Genomic DNA, 16,032 nt, shown 5'->3' on the forward strand with positions numbered 1-16,032 from the left:
GAATACACTCCTATCTTAGACAAAATTACACCCTGTTACCAGTCTAAGATATTCTTCGCTATCTGAGTCCAATTCGTCCCAGTCTAAATTATCAGAAAGAAATTTATTGATTTTTGCAGAAGCATTGGCTTTAGGTTCAATAATTTTTAATGCACCCATTCCAATAGGCCAATTTGATTTTTGCCAAGCATAGTTTAAAGCTACTACGCCGGGGTCTACTTGATCTTGATTACCAAGTTTGCGTGCGGTGCGTGCTAGGTCTACAGCACTTGACATTTGCCCCCAACTATACTGATTGTCTCCAAAAAGCAGTTTCACAGCAAAATCATTAGCTTCTTTCTCTTCTTGGTCTGTAATCTCCTCTAGTATATTTTCATCAATTAACACTCCATCTTGAACATGACCAAAAACAATATGTCCCAGTTCATGAGCAATAACAAAAACTAAACGAGCAGAAAATTTCCAGCCTGAACTAATTACAATTATTGGGCGACCATTTAAATGTGCGGCCATTCCATCCATTTTAGGGGTTTTTGGAGGGAAATCCGAAAAATGTATAACTGGAATGCCACAAGACCAACAAAAGTTAACAAGACCATCAAGGTCTACCCAAGGATTATTTTGGAGAATAATTCTCCGAATTTCAGAAGCATCCGCGACAACTCCTTTAAAAGGCGATTTAGAAGCATATCCAGCCATTTCAGCTATTCGTGTTGCTAACCTTTGAGCAACTAATAGGCTCTGCTCATCAGTATTTTGCCTTTTTTTAAACTTAGAACTATTAACTTTTTTAAATTCTATGGGAACATTGGGATTAAACACTGATGCTATATCTAACCCTAGACGCTTGGAAATATAACCGGCTGCTTCCATTACAGCAACAGGATTTTTTTCCATATCACTATTCCACCACTCAGGTAAAGCCTTCTCTTGGATGAATGTTGGTGGAAAACCCATTTTTAACAAACGAGCATATAGCGTTGGCATTTCCAGTGTTTGACTCATACAATCCCTCCGCTGACTATCAACTGACTCCAGACCTTAATTCGACACAGCATTTATATAATGACATTCTTGCTGCACTTCTGGAAACATTTTTTGGTAGGAGTAGCTGTTTAGTACATATTTACCATATTATAGCATAATTTATAATGTAATACACCATCTCAAATATCAAATCCCTCTACTTAACTCAACTGATTACGAAACTTACTCACACTAATACTCAACAACACCACAGCAAAACTAAGTAATGCTAAAACATGAATCCACAACACATCTAAACCAACTCCTTTGAGTAAAATACCCCGCACGACTGTACACATATTTCTACATCATGGATACTTGCTTCAAACTAACGCAATATTTTGATATTTTTTACTCATCCAAACCTATTGTTTTCTACTGAAATGGTGCGTCAAACTTGTTAATTCATCGATCTAATTATTAGATTAACTTTTGACGCACCCTACGAGTTGTTATTGTTTTATCTTCTTTCTAGGAAACCAATCATCTAAAATGGCGTAGAATACTGGGACAACAACTAGGCTGAGAATAGTCGAACTGACCAGACCACCGGCTATAGATACAGCCATAGGCGATCGCAATTCCGAACCCGCACCTAAACCCAAAGCAATAGGAACCATCCCCAAAATTGTTGCCGCGGTTGTCATCATAATGGGACGTAAACGTACAGGTCCAGCTTTAAGAATTGCCTCAGTCCGTTCTAGTCCAGAATCCCGTAACTGATTAATGTAATCTACGATTAAAATCGCATTTTTGTTAGTAATCCCCAGCAGAAACACAAAACCAATCAGAGATATCATCCCAAAATCACTTTTTGTAAATAGCAGTGCCAGCAACGCCCCAACCACTGCTAAAGGTAAAGAAAGACCAATAACTATGGGATCTACCCAACTTTTAAACAACCAAATTAGCACCACAATAATACAAAGTGCCGATAATCCCAAAGTTGTGCCAAAACTCCCAAAAACCTCATTTTGACGGGCAGAATCTCCCCCTAAATTCAAAGACACACCAGCCGGCATCACAGCTTTAGCTTCAGCTACGACTTGATCAGTTGCATTACCTAAAGTTAAATTTTGACCCAGGTTAGCACCGATATAAACTACTCGCTGATTATTCAACCTTTCAATTTGCAAAATCCCATCTTGTTGATGAGACGCACCTGTAATAGTCACATCAGCAAAACCAGATATTTTCTCAATTCGAGCTTTTACCGCTTTAGCTGCTGTCGTCAAAGCTTTGATATCATTACCTTGCAAAGCTATTTGCAGAGGTTTTTGTCCACCGGTGTCTACAAATTGAATATCCTCTACACTTGTGGTTACACCAGCCAACTTTGGCAAAGCGGCACGGAGTTGGTCTTGTACTTCTGCCGTTTTCACTTCTCGCTCTGCTTTGAGCTTAACGTATAGCGTCCCCTTGTTTGGTTCACCTTCACGAGAACCCACAGTAGTAAATACCGTTGCCACTGCGGGGAACCTTCTCACTACTTCTTCCAGTTTCTTAGCAATATCCAAAGAATCGTTTAAAGGAATAGCAAAAGGAATAGAAGATGATGAAGCAGCCAAAGCCGCAGCAGATAAAGACGAATTTCCTAATTTATCTTTTTGTCCCATTTGTCCCAGTTGTCCTGCTTGTCCTCCTGGTTGTCCTAGTCCTCCTTGCACCCCTTGTGCAAGATCCCCAGGAAGACTAGGTAAGGTCGCAGTATAGACAATATTAAATTCTCCTCGGTCAAGTTTAGGAATAAATCCTTTGGGAATTAGGGGAATCAGGGCAAGACCAGCAATTAAACTACTTATAGCTAACCCAACAACTATCAAGCGGTGCTGCAAAGACCAGGCTAACAAGTTCCGATAAGCTTGATCAAATTCTAGCCAAATTTTACTTTGCTTCTGAGGAGAACTGGATGGTTTAGCTTTAAGCCAATAAATAGCTAAGACTGGTGATAAGGTTCGGGCTACTAACAAAGATGTCAGCATGGCAGCAGAAACGGTAATCCCAAAGGGTTTAAAAAACTGACCAATGACACCACCCATTAAACCAATAGGCAAAAATACTGCTACCGCTGTCAAAGTGGCTGCGGTGACAGTTAAACCAATTTCATTAGTGGCTATCAAAGCGGCTTCGCGGGGGGTTTTGCCTTCTTCGATATGCCGCATGATATTTTCTACATCAACTATGGCATCATCTACTATCGAGCCAATGACTAAAGCTAAGGCTAACAGGGTGATGGTTTCTAGGTTAAAGCCATATATCGCCATAACGATAAATGTCCCTAGCAAAGATATGGGAATAGCTAAGGCAGAAATTAGGGTAGCTTGCCAATTCCATAAAAAGGGAAAGATGACGACAATTGATAAAATTATCGCTTCGATCAGGGCATCTATGGTGGAATGGGTGGCGTTGCGGATATATTCAGCTTGGGTAGCAGCTAAAGTGAGAGTAACATCTTTTAAGCCAGACCTTAGCTGTTGTACTTCTTTTTCTACCCGATTAACTACTTCTAAGGTATTAGCATCACCTTTTTTAATGACCTGAAAGGCTAAAGCCTGTTTACCATTGAACCTGATTAAAGTACCGGCTGGGGGTAATCCATTGGTTGCTGTTGGTGGTGGTGCATTCGTACTCACTTCCCCTAACAGAGAGACTTTCAGAACTCCTGGTAATTTAGCTATACTAGGGACAATTTTATCTTTTACCAGTTGCTGTAAATTATCAATCTTCCCAGAAGAACTTTCAATGGCATAGCTAACAGCCGCTGATTCGTTCAGATTCAAAGGGATGATTTTTTTAGTGGCATTCTTAGGTAGATTTAATTGATTAACGATCTGAGAAATTTTATTAGTCGCAGTTTCTAAATTTGTACCCACCACAAAAGAGGAAACTACAGCAGTTTGACCAGGATAAGTTGATGAACGAATATCCTCAAGTCCCACCAGTGATTTGAGACTTTCCTCCAGTGGTTTAGTGAGTTTTTCTTCCGTATCTAGGGCTGATGTTAAAGGTGCTTGGACATTTACCACCACTACCGGAAAGGTGATATCTGGAAATAAAGCATATTTGAGGGAACTCAAGGCCAGGACACCAGCTACCGCTATACCTATCCAAAAACACACCGTCAACCAAGAAAACTTAATCGCTAATTTGGAAATATTGAAGCTTTCGCGGGCAGATTCTGAGTTATTAGTCTTTACCATCTGATAAAATTATTATCTTAGTCATTAGTCATTAGTCATCGGTCTTTTGATCACTGACAACTGACAGGTTAGTATAGAACTTCTAGGGTGAAAATGGTTGTAGAGCTTTAGTCATTGTAAATCCTTAATCTTCTCGTTCCTTGTTCAAAGGATTCTAAGCAACACCATAATCTGTATATGGACGCTTATATGGTGGATGCAACCCCAACACAATATCTTCTTTAGGAACACCCATTTTTACTAACTCCTCAGCAGGATTTTGGTCTGTCAAATTCTGTTGTAACCAAATTTTGCCATCTTTAATATCAAAGTGCATGACACTACGATAAACTCGATGTAGTTCTTGCCAACCGACATTCATCCATTGGTAATGATCCCTTTGGGTATCAAAAATCAGTTGTAGTTCATCATCATCATCATCTTTGGCGTAACTAGTTAACAAAGTTTGAATATATTCTCGATATTTAGCTATTTTATCCATTTAAAAATTACCTCTTTCCTGGGTTCATAGACTACTAATGGTACTTGATATCTTTGTAGCGCAATTTGAGTAAATTCAAGTTGGAAAAATATTTCATAAGCATCTAAGGGAATCGCTAAGTACAGTATACGATTTGGTTCAATAGTTTCCAATGCTAGACGATAACTAAGGAACTGACCTAACGCAGCGTAAAAGTCTGTAATTGCCGAAGGATTGAGAAAACTTTTGATTTCTACAGCTATTTTCTCACCTGCTTTTTCGGCAGCAAGTAATTTCTGGGCAGCTAAATCAATCTGAAAATTAACATCACCAAATTTAAATTTTAGTGGATCATCTGTAATCACCCACTGTTCTTTTTCTAAAGCTTTTTTTACTGATTCATGAAAAATATCTTTGGCAGACACGGATAACATTAAATTCTTGGATCTTAGTATTCTATACTATTTGTAGTCAAAGGAAAATAGTTTCTAAATTTCTCATTCTCATGTCAACTTTGATCTTAGTCCCCCAGGGAGCAGAATATCAAGCCGTCTGTCGCGGATTAAGTCGCGTCCCCAGTTCCCAAGCCAAGGTATTAGCGATACCAATGGGAATCGAACCAGTGCGGAAATATTTACAACAATTCACCCATGGTCAAGCAAATCGGATGCTGATGATGGGTTTGTGCGGTAGCTTGAGCCAAAAATATCAAATTGGAGATATTGTTTTATATCAAAATTGTCTTTATCAAGGAAATCTGCAAGAGGGCAATAATTCCTTCACCGCAGATATACATAATCAACTTGGTGATCGTGTATCTTTAGTCAAAGGGTTAACGAGCGATCGCCTCTTATATAAAGCCACAGAAAAACGCCAGTTATATGAACAATCCGGTGCTGACGTTGTAGATATGGAAGGATACGCTTTTCTAGAATTTTTCCAGCAACCAGTTTCTCCACAGGTACAAATAGCCATCCTGCGAGTAGTTAGCGATGATGCTCATCATGACATCCCCAATATCACATCAGCCATTGGTGCAGACGGTTCATTACAACCTTTACCCTTAGCTTGGGAATTCATCCGTCAACCCCTAGCAGCGACTCGATTAATTACAGGTTCACTAAAAGGACTCAAAACTTTAACAGCAGTCACACAATTATTATTTACTCCTAACAAGATCCCCGACTTCTCTAAGAAGTCGGGGATCTGATTCTGATGAATATTCTCAAACCTGAGAAATATCTTTTACGCTTGAGCCAAATTGACTTTAACAATCACATCATTAAAATCTTTATCACCACCACCACGTAAATCCTCAAAACCAAAGGTATTATCACCTAACATCCGCACATGATCTACACCATCTGAGTTCGCACCCAAGAAGGTAAAGTAAATATCTGGATTATTATTAGGATTACTATCAAGTAGGGCATCAGGTGTACCATTCACAACAAGAAATGGTACATATATAGAGCCACCTTGAAGCGTATTATTGAAATTTGCCGTTCCACCGTTGTTCACAGCTAAATTAATGTCAGAAACACGACCATTAATAGCTGCTTGAACATAGCCATTTTGTCCTGGGAGAATATCAGCCGTACCATCTCCATTGGTATCAATACCGCCGTTCTCATCAACTACGCGATAAAAACCAATGAAATTGTTGTAACTTGCTTCTCGGTTAACCGTAAAACTAGCGGTTACTGCACCAGTAATACCCCGTAAATCTAGAGATTCACCTTGTGGTTTATTTTGCAGAGATGTCCCCAAAGCTGTAGCGCGATCACTTGCCTGAATTGTTAACGGAAAATCCTCAAAGCCGCTAGGATTACCAGAACCATCTTCCCAATCTAGGGAATACTGATCAGATCCCAAATCTGTAATCTTGAGATTAGCAGGGTTGGCAAACAGGACATTGCCAATAGAGGTGTTATTACTCAGTACAGAATCGGTTGAACCGTCTTTAACCAAGTAGAATCTCAAATTGTCATTGGAGTTAAATCTTAATAACCTGTCCAGGCTAGTAGGATCAAATCCAGCAGGAAGATTAGTAAGGGTAGAGAAAACTACCTGACCTTTTGCTAATGCTTTTTCTGCATAACCCGCTTCATCGGGGGCAATACCATCAACTTTACCAGACGCATCATCAACAGTAAATACTCCAATTTCATTGCGACCGGAATTTGGTCCTGTTAATTTTACTTCCAGTGTTGCTTTGCCGTTGTTGCCTTTGATATTGAAGACATTATCACTAACTAGCGTTAGGAAATCGCTAACAGTGCCGGTGCCAGTGGAAGTTGGATTAACATCAGGTGTACCAGCAGATGTGGCAGCAGGAGTTCCGAAGATCACATAGGCTTCACCTGCTTGAGAATTAGCCAAGGGAGCGCCAATAATCAAATCATTAACACCATCACCATTGACATCTCCAGCACCACTGACTGACTGACCTAAGTTACTATTTTCAAGACCGTCAATGATAAAGCCTTTTTCACCATCGTACTCAGGTGTATCGAAAATTGAGAGTTCAAAGGTAGAGCCAAAGCCTTGCTTGCTACCATAAATGACATAGGCTTGTCCAGCATTATTAGTAGCTTTCTTTGCCCCAATGATGATGTCATCAATACCATCATCGTTAAAATCTCCTAAACCACTGACAGACCAGCCGGAGTTGTCAAAGGGGGCAATACCGTTGATGGTAAAGCCATTGCTGCCATTAAGGTTAGCAAGATTGATGCTAGAACTAAAACCGTTTTTGTTACCAAAGACTACATAGCTTCTGCCAGCCAGTTCTTTGTTATTGGGATTGCCATTTCTTGCACCTATAATTAGGTCACCGATGCCGTCACCGTTGATATCTCCAGCTTTGCTAACAGAGAAGCCTGATTGCTCACCTGCTTGTCCGTTGATGATCAAACCACTGCTAATACTGAGGTTGGAGACGTTGATAATATTGGAAGTAGGGGGATTTTGGGGGTCAGTCTTCCGTCCATAAATAACAAAACTTCTTCCAGAATTATCGCCATTGGTGTTAGCAGAAGGCGCACCAAAAATGATGTCATCAATTCCATCACCGTTGATATCGCCAGCGTCACTCAGGGAATATCCCAGGTTATTTAGGTCAGTTTCATCACTGATGATTTTTAAACCTAAGCCGCCAATATTGGCAAGGTTTAAGCTGGAATCAAAACCATCTTTTTTGCCAAAGATAACATAGGCTTCTCCTTTACCAGGAGTTCCGTCATCATGAAGATTTGTGGCACCAATTAATAGGTCTTTGATGCCATCATCATTAAAGTCGCCGGCACTGCTAACAGCCCAACCTGCAAGATAATCAGATTGAATACCTTGGATGCTAAAACCCTGGCTAGATTCAAGGTTGGAGAGTTCGATGGGATTACTAAAATAGTTGGACTCTTTGCTACCAAAGATGACATAACCAGCCCCGGAATTATTTCCATTGATGTCCGAAAAGGGTGCGCCAATGGCTAGATCATCAACTCCATCACCGTTAATATCCCCAATATTGCTAACGGAATGGCCTGAGTCATCACCTTCTCCTGCCCCATTAATCACAAAGCCTGTAGTCCCATTGAGAGTGGTAGGGTCTATAACTTGTTTAAAGTTCTCTTTGCTGCCAAAGACCACATAGGTTTTTCCAGAGCTAAATCTATCATTAGCATCACTAAAAGGTGAGCCAATGACTACATCCCCAATTCCATCACCGTTAATATCACCGGCATTGCTAACTGAGTAGCCTAATTGATCATCACTTGCACCGCTGATGACAAAACCATCATTGTTGGGTGTGGGTGTAATTTGGCCAGTTAGAGGATCTACAAGGCTAGTTTCGCCAGTTACAGGATCTATAATGGTGAGAAATGAGGTTTCAATAGGTGTGGGAGTTCCAGTGGAGGTGGTGGTTACATTAGAACTAATATCTTGTGTGTCGGTGGTGTCTACAGTGGAAGTGGTATTTTCAAGGGGAGCGGTATCTTCTGTGGAAGTAGTGTCTACAGTGGAACTGATATCTTCAATGGGAGTGGTGTCTTCAATGAGAGTGGTATCTTCGAGTGTAGTGACGTTAATATCTGGTTCCATGATGGTTTAGTGTTATTGGTTTTTTTCAATGTTTGATAAATTTCGGTTACAGCAAAGTCGGTGTAATAGGTCGTTCTTGCGTTAGTTACACAAATATTTGCTATAAATCTGCGTTAAGAAATAGCTCTAGGCTGTAGTTGAGTTGCTAGAGTTGCTGTTCATGATAATAATGGATAGAATTTCATACCCCAGGGGGAAATATGCGTGTTTGTCTCTAAATTTGAGTAGTTAGAGTAACTGAGGATGGAAATAGGGGAATAGTAGTTAATGCCCTGGTATGTTGAATCTTCTCTGGACTGTAGTTGAGTGGCCAGAGTTGGTATAGATAATTTTTTCGAGATGGTCAGATGAGGTTAAGTTCTATGCGAGATTAAACCTTCACTATATCCATACTCATATACAAAAGTTTTCACCTCTTATGATCAAATCCAGGTCTATTTAAGACTTGGGTTTTTGCCGACGACACCCAAAGGAAGAAAGATGCTGAAGTTTATGCCTGATTTGATTTAAGGACTTTTAGCTTTTCACTAACGAGAAAGTTTACTTTGATTGCCCGAAAACAGTATAGCCTGGATATTGTGCTATTAGTTGTGAAGTTTTTGTGAACTTGAGGTCAATAACACGCACATTTCTGAGTTTGGCTTTTATCATTGGCTGTAAACATCATAATCAGATTTAGTCTGCGGTATGATACTTGATGTCAATGGGAAAAATTTCTCTTCCCTGTTCTCAAGTCCCGCTTCCTATAACTTAATCCCTAATTGTTAATGTCCAATCCGGACTTCTTTTAAATATTCTGACTACTTTTGATCTACTGTCTTTACCAGTAATCCTAATGTGTGGTTAATGCTGGGGCTGGTGTTTAATGGGTAAAAATGGGAATTTTAGGAAAAAATGTCTGCTACTGGTTGTCAAGGGGGTAAACTCTGGGAGAAGGAGTCAGGAGTCAGGAGTCAGGAGTCAGGAGAAGGAGTCAGGAGTCAGGAGTCAGGAGTCAGGAGAAGGAAGAAGGAGAAGGAGAAGGAGAAGGAGAAGGAGAAGGAGAAGGAGAAGGAGAAGGAGAAGGAGAAGGAGAAGGAGAAGGAGAAGGAAGAAGAGGAAAATTTCTTTCTCTGCTGCTTTTGCTTCTCATGCTTTGTTATTTGGCATATACTCTACCTTTCCATGCACCTCCACGACCTTGCCAATGTTGCAATGCTGAATCTAGCGTCATACAAGTATACATAAAGGCAATAATAGGTAAAGTAAAAGCGAAAGCGGGGGGACATTTGTAAAAGCGAGTAATTGGGAAGTAGGCAAAAGTCATTAGCAGGTATCCGATGAAAGAGGTGAGGGTAATGGTCCAATTCCCGAATACCAGTCCTAAAATAATTCCTATGGGTGGGATTATGTAAACTAAGGTCATTCCTAAGAGGCTACCGATGAGGAGAAAAGGGGAGTAATTTAGTTGTGTGTAAGCACTTCTGGCGACCATATCCCAGATTGTTTTGAGGGAATCGTAGGGGCGTAAGCTATAGGTTAAGGTGCTGAGTCCTAACCAGATTTTTCCGTTGGTTGATTTGACTGCTTTGGCTAGGGAACAGTCATCAATTAGGGCTTGACGAATTATTTGCAGTCCACCAATTCTATTTAGGGCTTCTTGTTGAATGAGAATACAACCTCCGGCTGCGGCGGCGATCGCTTTTTTGGGATTATTTACCCAGGAAAATGGATAGAGTTTTTGGAAGAAGAAGACGAAGGCGGGTATTAATAGTTGTTCCCAAAAGCTTTGACAGCGTAATCGTACCATGATGGATACGAGGTCTAATTTCTGGGCTTCGGCTTTGGCAACTAGGCGGCGGAGGTTACTGGGATGATGTTCTATATCTGCGTCGGTAAGTAAAAAATAGTCGGGTTTTAATTGGCTGGCTGTTTGTATACCTTGTTCCATTGCCCATAATTTGCCTGTCCAACCCGGAGGTAATGGGGGGCTGGAGACAATATGCAATTGCTGGGTTTTGTCGAGGGCGTAGGCTACTCCTTGGGCAAAGTTGGCTGTACCGTCGCTACTTTGATCGTCTACTAAGAAGATGGTGAAGTTACCAGGATAGTCTTGCAGGAGGAGCGATCGCAAGCTAATGGGAATGACATCGGCTTCATTGCGGGCGGGAATGATTACGCACACTGTCGGTAAGGTGTTTTTATCAATATCTTTGTCTGGCATTGCTTCTAATTGGTGATTAATTTGCCAAAATTGCCCCCAAAATAAGATTAAAAATAACCAAATGACTAAGGATAGAAGGGTCAAAGTCAATATAATTGTTGCCATAATTGTCGCTGGACTCCCATTTAAAACTTAAAAACAAATTTAATTATCACTGACTTGGATAGAATACAATGTCTGCTGATTTTGGGGAAGAATTTTCTCGTAATTCGGTTATGTTATTTAAATATTATTTTGGTGCTGAGGTAGGTATTTGATGCAAACACAAGATAGAACAAAAGTCAAGCAAGTTATTGATGCGATCGCCGCCAGTCAAAAACATCTCCTTTCTATTCAAAATCCCGATGGTTATTGGTGGGCGGAGTTAGAATCTAATGTTACCATCACTTCGGAAGCTGTTTTACTGCATAAGATTTGGGGAACTGACAAAATCAGACCTTTACATAAAGCTGAAAATTATCTCCGTTCTCAACAGCGAGAACATGGAGGTTGGGAATTATTTTATGGTGATGGTGGAGATTTAAGTACAACTGTAGAGGCTTATATGGCTTTGAGGTTGTTAGGTGTACCCGCTACAGATCCCGCAATGGTAAAAGCGAAATCCCTGATTTTAGCTAAAGGTGGTATTAGCAAAACTCGGATTTTTACCAAGTTACATCTAGCTTTAATTGGCTGTTATAATTGGCGCGGGCTTCCTTCTTTGCCACCTTGGGTAATGTTACTACCCGATAATTTTTTCTTCAATATTTATGAACTTTCGAGTTGGGCGCGTTCTAGCACTGTCCCATTATTAATTGTCTTTGATCAGAAACCAGTCTTTAAAATTGATCAGCCAATTAATTTAGATGAATTATATGCTGAAGGTGTAGAAAATGTAGTTTGGCAATTACCAAAAAATGGTGATTGGTCAGATATATTTAACATCCTTGATGATGGGTTTAAATTAGCAGAAAGTCTCAATTTTGTTCCTTTTAGAAATGAAGGAATTAAAGCCGCAGAAAAATGGATTTTAGAACGTCAAGAAGTTACAGGTGATTGGGGGGGAATTATTCCCGCTATGTTAAATTCTCTGTTAGCGTTAAAGTGTTTAGATTATGATGCTAACGATCCAATTATCGAACGGGGTTTAAAAGCAGTTGATAATTTTGCCATTGAAACAGAAAATAGTTACTGTGTCCAACCTTGTGTTTCTCCTGTATGGGATACTGCTTGGGCGATTCGGGCTTTAATAGATTCAGGTTTTGCCCCAAATGATCCGGCTATTGTTAAAGCTGGAGAATGGTTAATAGATAAGCAAATTCTCGATTATGGTGATTGGAATGTCAAAAACAAGCAAGGGAAACCCGGTGCTTGGGCGTTTGAATTTGAAAATCGTTTTTATCCAGATGTGGATGATTCTGCTGTGGTTGTCATGGCTTTACATCAAGCAAAATTACCAAATGAGGAACTGAAAAAACAAGCTATTGATAGGGCTTTAAATTGGATTGCGACGATGCAATGTAAACCAGGAGGTTGGGCGGCTTTTGATATTGATAATGATCAAGAATGGCTTAATGCTGTCCCCTATGGTGATTTGAAAGCCATGATTGATCCCAATACGGCTGATGTCTCAGCTAGAGTATTAGAAATGTTGGGGGCTTGTAATTTATCAATTCAACCAAATAATTTACAAAGGTCTTTAGATTATCTTGTGAAAGAACAAGAAACAGCAGGTTGTTGGTTTGGACGGTGGGGTGTAAATTACATTTATGGAACTAGCGGCGTTTTATCAGCTTTGGCTTTAATTAATCCTGTAAAATATGCTGTAAATATTAATCAAGGTGTCAATTGGTTAGTGAAAGTCCAAAATTCTGATGGTGGTTGGGGGGAAACTTGTTTTAGTTACAATGACCCTAATTTAAAAGGAAAAGGTGACAGTACAGCATCCCAAACAGCATGGGCTTTAATTGGGTTAATAGCAGCAGGTGAAGCAACGGGTAAATTAGCTCTTGATACTATTGAAAAGGGAATTAATTACCTATTAGAAACACAAAAATATGATGGTACTTGGGATGAGATTTACTTTACTGGGACGGGTTTTCCTTGCCATTTTTATTTGAAGTATCACCTTTATCAACAGTATTTTCCTTTAATGGCTTTAGGACGATATCAAGCGATACGTTAGTAATAGAAAACATCAAAAAAAATAGATCCCCGACTTCTTTGAGAAGTCGGGGATCTGAAATCTCACTTTAGATATATCTCTATCTATTTCTTTAGCATGAAGTTAAGTTAGTGGTTAAAGTCTAGACTAGAGTAAATTTACCATTTTCTGAATTAGGATACTCAGGTTTTAAACTATTTACGCATAATTATTCTGTTATTGTTTTGAATACTGGAGATAAAAAAATGGAATATACCGAGTTTATAACCCATGTACAAAGTTTAGCTCAATCGGAATTTCGTGAAGAAGCAGAAGTTGCTACTCGTGCTACCTTGGAAATTATTAAAAAAATTATTCCTAGTGATGAAAGAAAAGAATTAGCAGCACAAATACCCCAGGAATTGAGAGAATATTTACATGGAGGTGAAACAGAACCTATTCAATCTTTGAATTTACAAGAATTTATTGAATGTATCAGTGATAAAGAACAGGTAGAACCCACGATAGCTGCTATTCACGTGCGGGCTGTTTTTGCTGTTGTCCAACTTGCGGTTTCTCCAGAAAATTTTCGCAAATTTTATAACTATTTCTCTCATGATTATGAGGAATTATTTACTATCTCACTTGCTTAGTTAAAAGATATTTGCAAGGGGAATATTTAAAAATACTCGATTTCTCTAAGAAGTCGGGTATTTTTTTTGTTTACTAAACATTGAAAATGAATTATTATAGGTAAGAAATCATCAAAATTAAACAAAACTTACGCAACTGGCACATTGGTAGGGTGCGTCAGATATCAACGATGTGTTTATTTGCAAGATTTATGCAGTCTGACGCACCCTACAACAGATTTTTAGTGTGACACTTACGTAACCTCTATTAAAGTTAATTTCGGGAATTATGCTGACTTTTACTCAACGTCACCCACCTAATGATGATACTATAGTTACTTTCACTCTTCCACTAACTGCGGAAGAACGAACTCGTAGCCGCCATAAATTTATATTAGCAGATGGTCAGGAGGTTTTTTTGCGTTTAGTTAGAGGTACGGTGTTAAAAGATGGCGATATTCTCACAGATGAAACTGAAAGTATTTATATGAGAATTATTGCTAAACCTGAAGCTGTTTTAACTATATTAGCAGAAATTCCTTTATTATTGAGGGCTGCGTATCATTTAGGAAATCGTCATATTCCTGTGGAAATTACTTCTACTTATTTACGTTTATCTCCAGATCCGGTTTTAGCTGCTATGTTGACACAATTGGGGTTAGAAATTAAAGAGGAAGTTGTACCTTTTCAACCAGAATTAGGGGCTTATGGAAATCACTCTCACGCATAGCCATTTTTTGGCGATTTTACAATTAGCAAGTCCAGCTTTACCTGTTGGTGCTTATGGCTATTCGGAAGGGTTGGAAATGTTGGTGGAAAATGGGACTATTTCTAATATTGAAAATCTCCAAGATTGGCTAAAATCTGAGTTGATTTATGGCTCAATTCGTCTAGATGGGGCGATAATGGTGAGGGGTTTTTATGCGGCTAAAAGCGATGATATCCAGGCTTTAAAGCGGTGGAATTTATGGTTGTCAGCGGCGAGGGATACAGAGGAATTACGGGCTGCTAGTTGGCAAATGGGACGTTCTCTGATGCAATTATTGGGGAAGCTAGAACCGGATATTTTGCCTGTTGTCAATGCTGTGGGTTATCCTGGCAATTATGCGATCGCTTTTGCTATAGCTTGCGCTCATTGGGATATAAATATTCAAGCTGCTTTATTAGCCTATTTACACAGTTGGGCGAATAATTTAATTACTGCTGGTATCAAAATTATTCCCCTGGGACAAACTGCGGGACAGGAGTTATTACTGAGTTTACAACCTTTATTAATTACTACTGTGGGGGAAATTTTGATAATGGCAGATGATGATTTAGGATGTTGTAATTGGGGTTTATCTTTAGCGAGTATGCAGCACGAAACCCAATATACTAGGTTGTTTAGGAGTTAAGAATTATGACGGCTTTACGGGTAGGAGTTGCTGGTCCTGTGGGTTCGGGGAAAACGGCTTTGGTAGATGCTTTGTGTAAGGGTTTACGGGAAAAATATCAGTTAGCGGTGGTGACAAATGATATATATACTCAAGAGGATGCTCAGTTTTTAGTGCGTTCTCAGGCTTTGTCAAGCGATCGCATTTTAGGCGTAGAAACAGGAGGTTGTCCCCATACTGCTATCCGTGAAGATGCTTCCATGAATTTAGCCGCAATTGAACAATTAGAAGAAAAATTTACCAATTTAGATTTAGTCTTTTTAGAAAGTGGTGGAGATAATTTAGCTGCTACTTTTAGTCCTGAATTAGTAGATTTAACAATTTATGTCATTGATGTGGCTGCTGGTGATAAAATTCCCCGTAAAGGTGGACCAGGCATTACTAAATCTGATTTATTAGTGATTAATAAAACCGATCTTGCTCCCTATGTCGGTGCTGATTTGAATGTCATGGAAAGAGACGCGAAAAAAATGCGCGGTGATAAACCTTTTATTTTTACAAATCTGAAAACTCAAGTTGGTTTAGGAGATGTGATTCAGTTTGTGAATGCAGCTATTTGTTAACTGTCTGAATCAGGATTTATGGCTTTCGCCACACTTCGCTATCAGGATTAAAGGACTTTTATGAAGTTAGCTTGTGATTAATTTATTTTCAAACACAAATACAGATTTATCATGATTCTAAATCGTTGATTAATTCTTCTATAGCTTTGCTTTTTAGCTCTTTATTAGGGAGAAAATAAAACACTTTTTTTAAAGTTTCTATATCTGCATTTTTAAGAAACCAATCATCACTGGGATGTAGTTTTTCACTCTCCCCCCACTTTCGAGAGTTTATAGGGTAGGTAGAAGTAGG

14 protein-coding genes and 1 pseudogene are annotated in these 16,032 nt (G+C 39.3%); 7 read left to right on the top strand and 8 right to left on the bottom strand.

Going from position 1 to position 16,032, the window contains the following annotated elements:
- Positions 1-15: 15 nt before the first annotated feature.
- The 5 genes from FJR05_RS06280 to FJR05_RS06300 all read right to left on the bottom strand — a co-directional run bounded on the left by FJR05_RS06280 (position 16) and on the right by FJR05_RS06300 (position 5,111).
- Positions 16-1,005, bottom strand: a complete 990-nt coding sequence (locus tag FJR05_RS06280; RefSeq protein WP_168643327.1) for an ImmA/IrrE family metallo-endopeptidase — start codon at positions 1,003-1,005, stop codon at positions 16-18.
- 182 nt (positions 1,006-1,187) lie between these two features.
- On the bottom strand, positions 1,188-1,325 hold the full coding sequence (locus tag FJR05_RS06285) for a hypothetical protein (RefSeq protein WP_371416835.1): 138 nt from the start codon (positions 1,323-1,325) through the stop codon (positions 1,188-1,190).
- Between the two features lie 153 nt (positions 1,326-1,478).
- Entirely contained in the window at positions 1,479-4,226 is a 2,748-nt protein-coding gene (locus FJR05_RS06290) for an efflux RND transporter permease subunit (RefSeq protein WP_168643328.1), read from the bottom strand.
- Positions 4,227-4,380: 154 nt separating this feature from the next.
- Complete coding sequence (locus FJR05_RS06295; protein ID WP_148766270.1) at positions 4,381-4,707, bottom strand: XisI protein; 327 nt, start codon at positions 4,705-4,707, stop codon at positions 4,381-4,383.
- Positions 4,695-5,111, bottom strand: a complete 417-nt coding sequence (locus FJR05_RS06300; protein WP_148766268.1) for a XisH family protein — start codon at positions 5,109-5,111, stop codon at positions 4,695-4,697. Before FJR05_RS06300 ends, FJR05_RS06295 begins: the two co-directional genes overlap by 13 nt.
- Positions 5,112-5,191: 80 nt before the next feature.
- On the opposite strand from FJR05_RS06300, the gene FJR05_RS06305 reads away from it, so the two are divergent.
- Positions 5,192-5,896, top strand: coding sequence for a phosphorylase (locus FJR05_RS06305; protein ID WP_148766266.1), 705 nt, complete (start codon positions 5,192-5,194; stop codon positions 5,894-5,896).
- A 35-nt stretch (positions 5,897-5,931) separates the two neighbouring features.
- On the opposite strand, the gene FJR05_RS06310 is transcribed toward FJR05_RS06305, so the two are convergent.
- On the bottom strand, positions 5,932-8,787 hold the full coding sequence (locus FJR05_RS06310; protein ID WP_168643329.1) for a DUF4114 domain-containing protein: 2,856 nt from the start codon (positions 8,785-8,787) through the stop codon (positions 5,932-5,934).
- Between the two features lie 894 nt (positions 8,788-9,681).
- Here FJR05_RS06310 and FJR05_RS26670 point away from each other — a divergent pair.
- Positions 9,682-10,014, top strand: coding sequence for a hypothetical protein (locus FJR05_RS26670; protein ID WP_174783599.1), 333 nt, complete (start codon positions 9,682-9,684; stop codon positions 10,012-10,014).
- Here the strand turns inward: FJR05_RS26670 and FJR05_RS06320 are convergent.
- The gene (locus FJR05_RS06320) at positions 9,926-11,095 is read right to left on the bottom strand and encodes a glycosyltransferase (RefSeq protein ID WP_168643330.1); all 1,170 of its coding nucleotides are present in this window, start codon (positions 11,093-11,095) and stop codon (positions 9,926-9,928) included. The genes FJR05_RS26670 and FJR05_RS06320 overlap by 89 nt on opposite strands.
- Before the next feature lie 151 nt (positions 11,096-11,246).
- Between FJR05_RS06320 and shc the strand changes: the two genes are divergently transcribed.
- The 5 genes from shc to ureG all read left to right on the top strand — a co-directional run bounded on the left by shc (position 11,247) and on the right by ureG (position 15,740).
- Complete coding sequence (gene shc, locus FJR05_RS06325; protein ID WP_168643331.1) at positions 11,247-13,154, top strand: squalene--hopene cyclase; 1,908 nt, start codon at positions 11,247-11,249, stop codon at positions 13,152-13,154.
- Between the two features lie 224 nt (positions 13,155-13,378).
- Positions 13,379-13,765 (top strand): DUF2267 domain-containing protein, encoded by a 387-nt coding sequence (locus FJR05_RS06330; RefSeq protein ID WP_168643332.1) that lies wholly within the window; start codon positions 13,379-13,381, stop codon positions 13,763-13,765.
- A 268-nt stretch (positions 13,766-14,033) separates the two neighbouring features.
- Complete coding sequence (gene ureE / locus FJR05_RS06335) at positions 14,034-14,474, top strand: urease accessory protein UreE (RefSeq protein ID WP_168643333.1); 441 nt, start codon at positions 14,034-14,036, stop codon at positions 14,472-14,474.
- Positions 14,452-15,138 carry an urease accessory protein UreF gene (locus FJR05_RS06340; protein WP_168643334.1) on the top strand — a complete coding sequence of 229 codons (687 nt, stop codon included), beginning with the start codon at positions 14,452-14,454 and terminating at the stop codon, positions 15,136-15,138. Before ureE ends, FJR05_RS06340 begins: the two co-directional genes overlap by 23 nt.
- Before the next feature lie 5 nt (positions 15,139-15,143).
- Positions 15,144-15,740, top strand: coding sequence for an urease accessory protein UreG (gene ureG, locus FJR05_RS06345; protein WP_168643335.1), 597 nt, complete (start codon positions 15,144-15,146; stop codon positions 15,738-15,740).
- A 109-nt stretch (positions 15,741-15,849) separates the two neighbouring features.
- Here ureG and FJR05_RS26830 read toward each other — a convergent pair.
- A pseudogene (locus FJR05_RS26830) lies at positions 15,850-16,032 on the bottom strand (hypothetical protein); the annotation flags it as partial.

This window comes from Dolichospermum sp. UHCC 0259, assembly GCF_009711935.1.
Classification (GTDB): Bacteria; Cyanobacteriota; Cyanobacteriia; order Cyanobacteriales; family Nostocaceae; genus Dolichospermum.

Coding starts and splice junctions, on each gene's coding strand:
- FJR05_RS06310 (WP_168643329.1), bottom strand. CDS start 8,787: ATGGAACCAGATATTAACGTCACTACACTCGAAGATACCACTCTCATT.
- FJR05_RS06305 (WP_148766266.1), top strand. CDS start 5,192: ATGTCAACTTTGATCTTAGTCCCCCAGGGAGCAGAATATCAAGCCGTC.
- FJR05_RS06280 (WP_168643327.1), bottom strand. CDS start 1,005: ATGAGTCAAACACTGGAAATGCCAACGCTATATGCTCGTTTGTTAAAA.
- FJR05_RS06285 (WP_371416835.1), bottom strand. CDS start 1,325: ATGTGTACAGTCGTGCGGGGTATTTTACTCAAAGGAGTTGGTTTAGAT.
- FJR05_RS06330 (WP_168643332.1), top strand. CDS start 13,379: ATGGAATATACCGAGTTTATAACCCATGTACAAAGTTTAGCTCAATCG.
- ureG (WP_168643335.1), top strand. CDS start 15,144: ATGACGGCTTTACGGGTAGGAGTTGCTGGTCCTGTGGGTTCGGGGAAA.
- FJR05_RS06320 (WP_168643330.1), bottom strand. CDS start 11,095: ATGGCAACAATTATATTGACTTTGACCCTTCTATCCTTAGTCATTTGG.
- FJR05_RS06340 (WP_168643334.1), top strand. CDS start 14,452: ATGGAAATCACTCTCACGCATAGCCATTTTTTGGCGATTTTACAATTA.
- FJR05_RS06290 (WP_168643328.1), bottom strand. CDS start 4,226: ATGGTAAAGACTAATAACTCAGAATCTGCCCGCGAAAGCTTCAATATT.
- FJR05_RS26670 (WP_174783599.1), top strand. CDS start 9,682: ATGTCTGCTACTGGTTGTCAAGGGGGTAAACTCTGGGAGAAGGAGTCA.
- ureE (WP_168643333.1), top strand. CDS start 14,034: ATGCTGACTTTTACTCAACGTCACCCACCTAATGATGATACTATAGTT.
- FJR05_RS06295 (WP_148766270.1), bottom strand. CDS start 4,707: ATGGATAAAATAGCTAAATATCGAGAATATATTCAAACTTTGTTAACT.
- shc (WP_168643331.1), top strand. CDS start 11,247: ATGCAAACACAAGATAGAACAAAAGTCAAGCAAGTTATTGATGCGATC.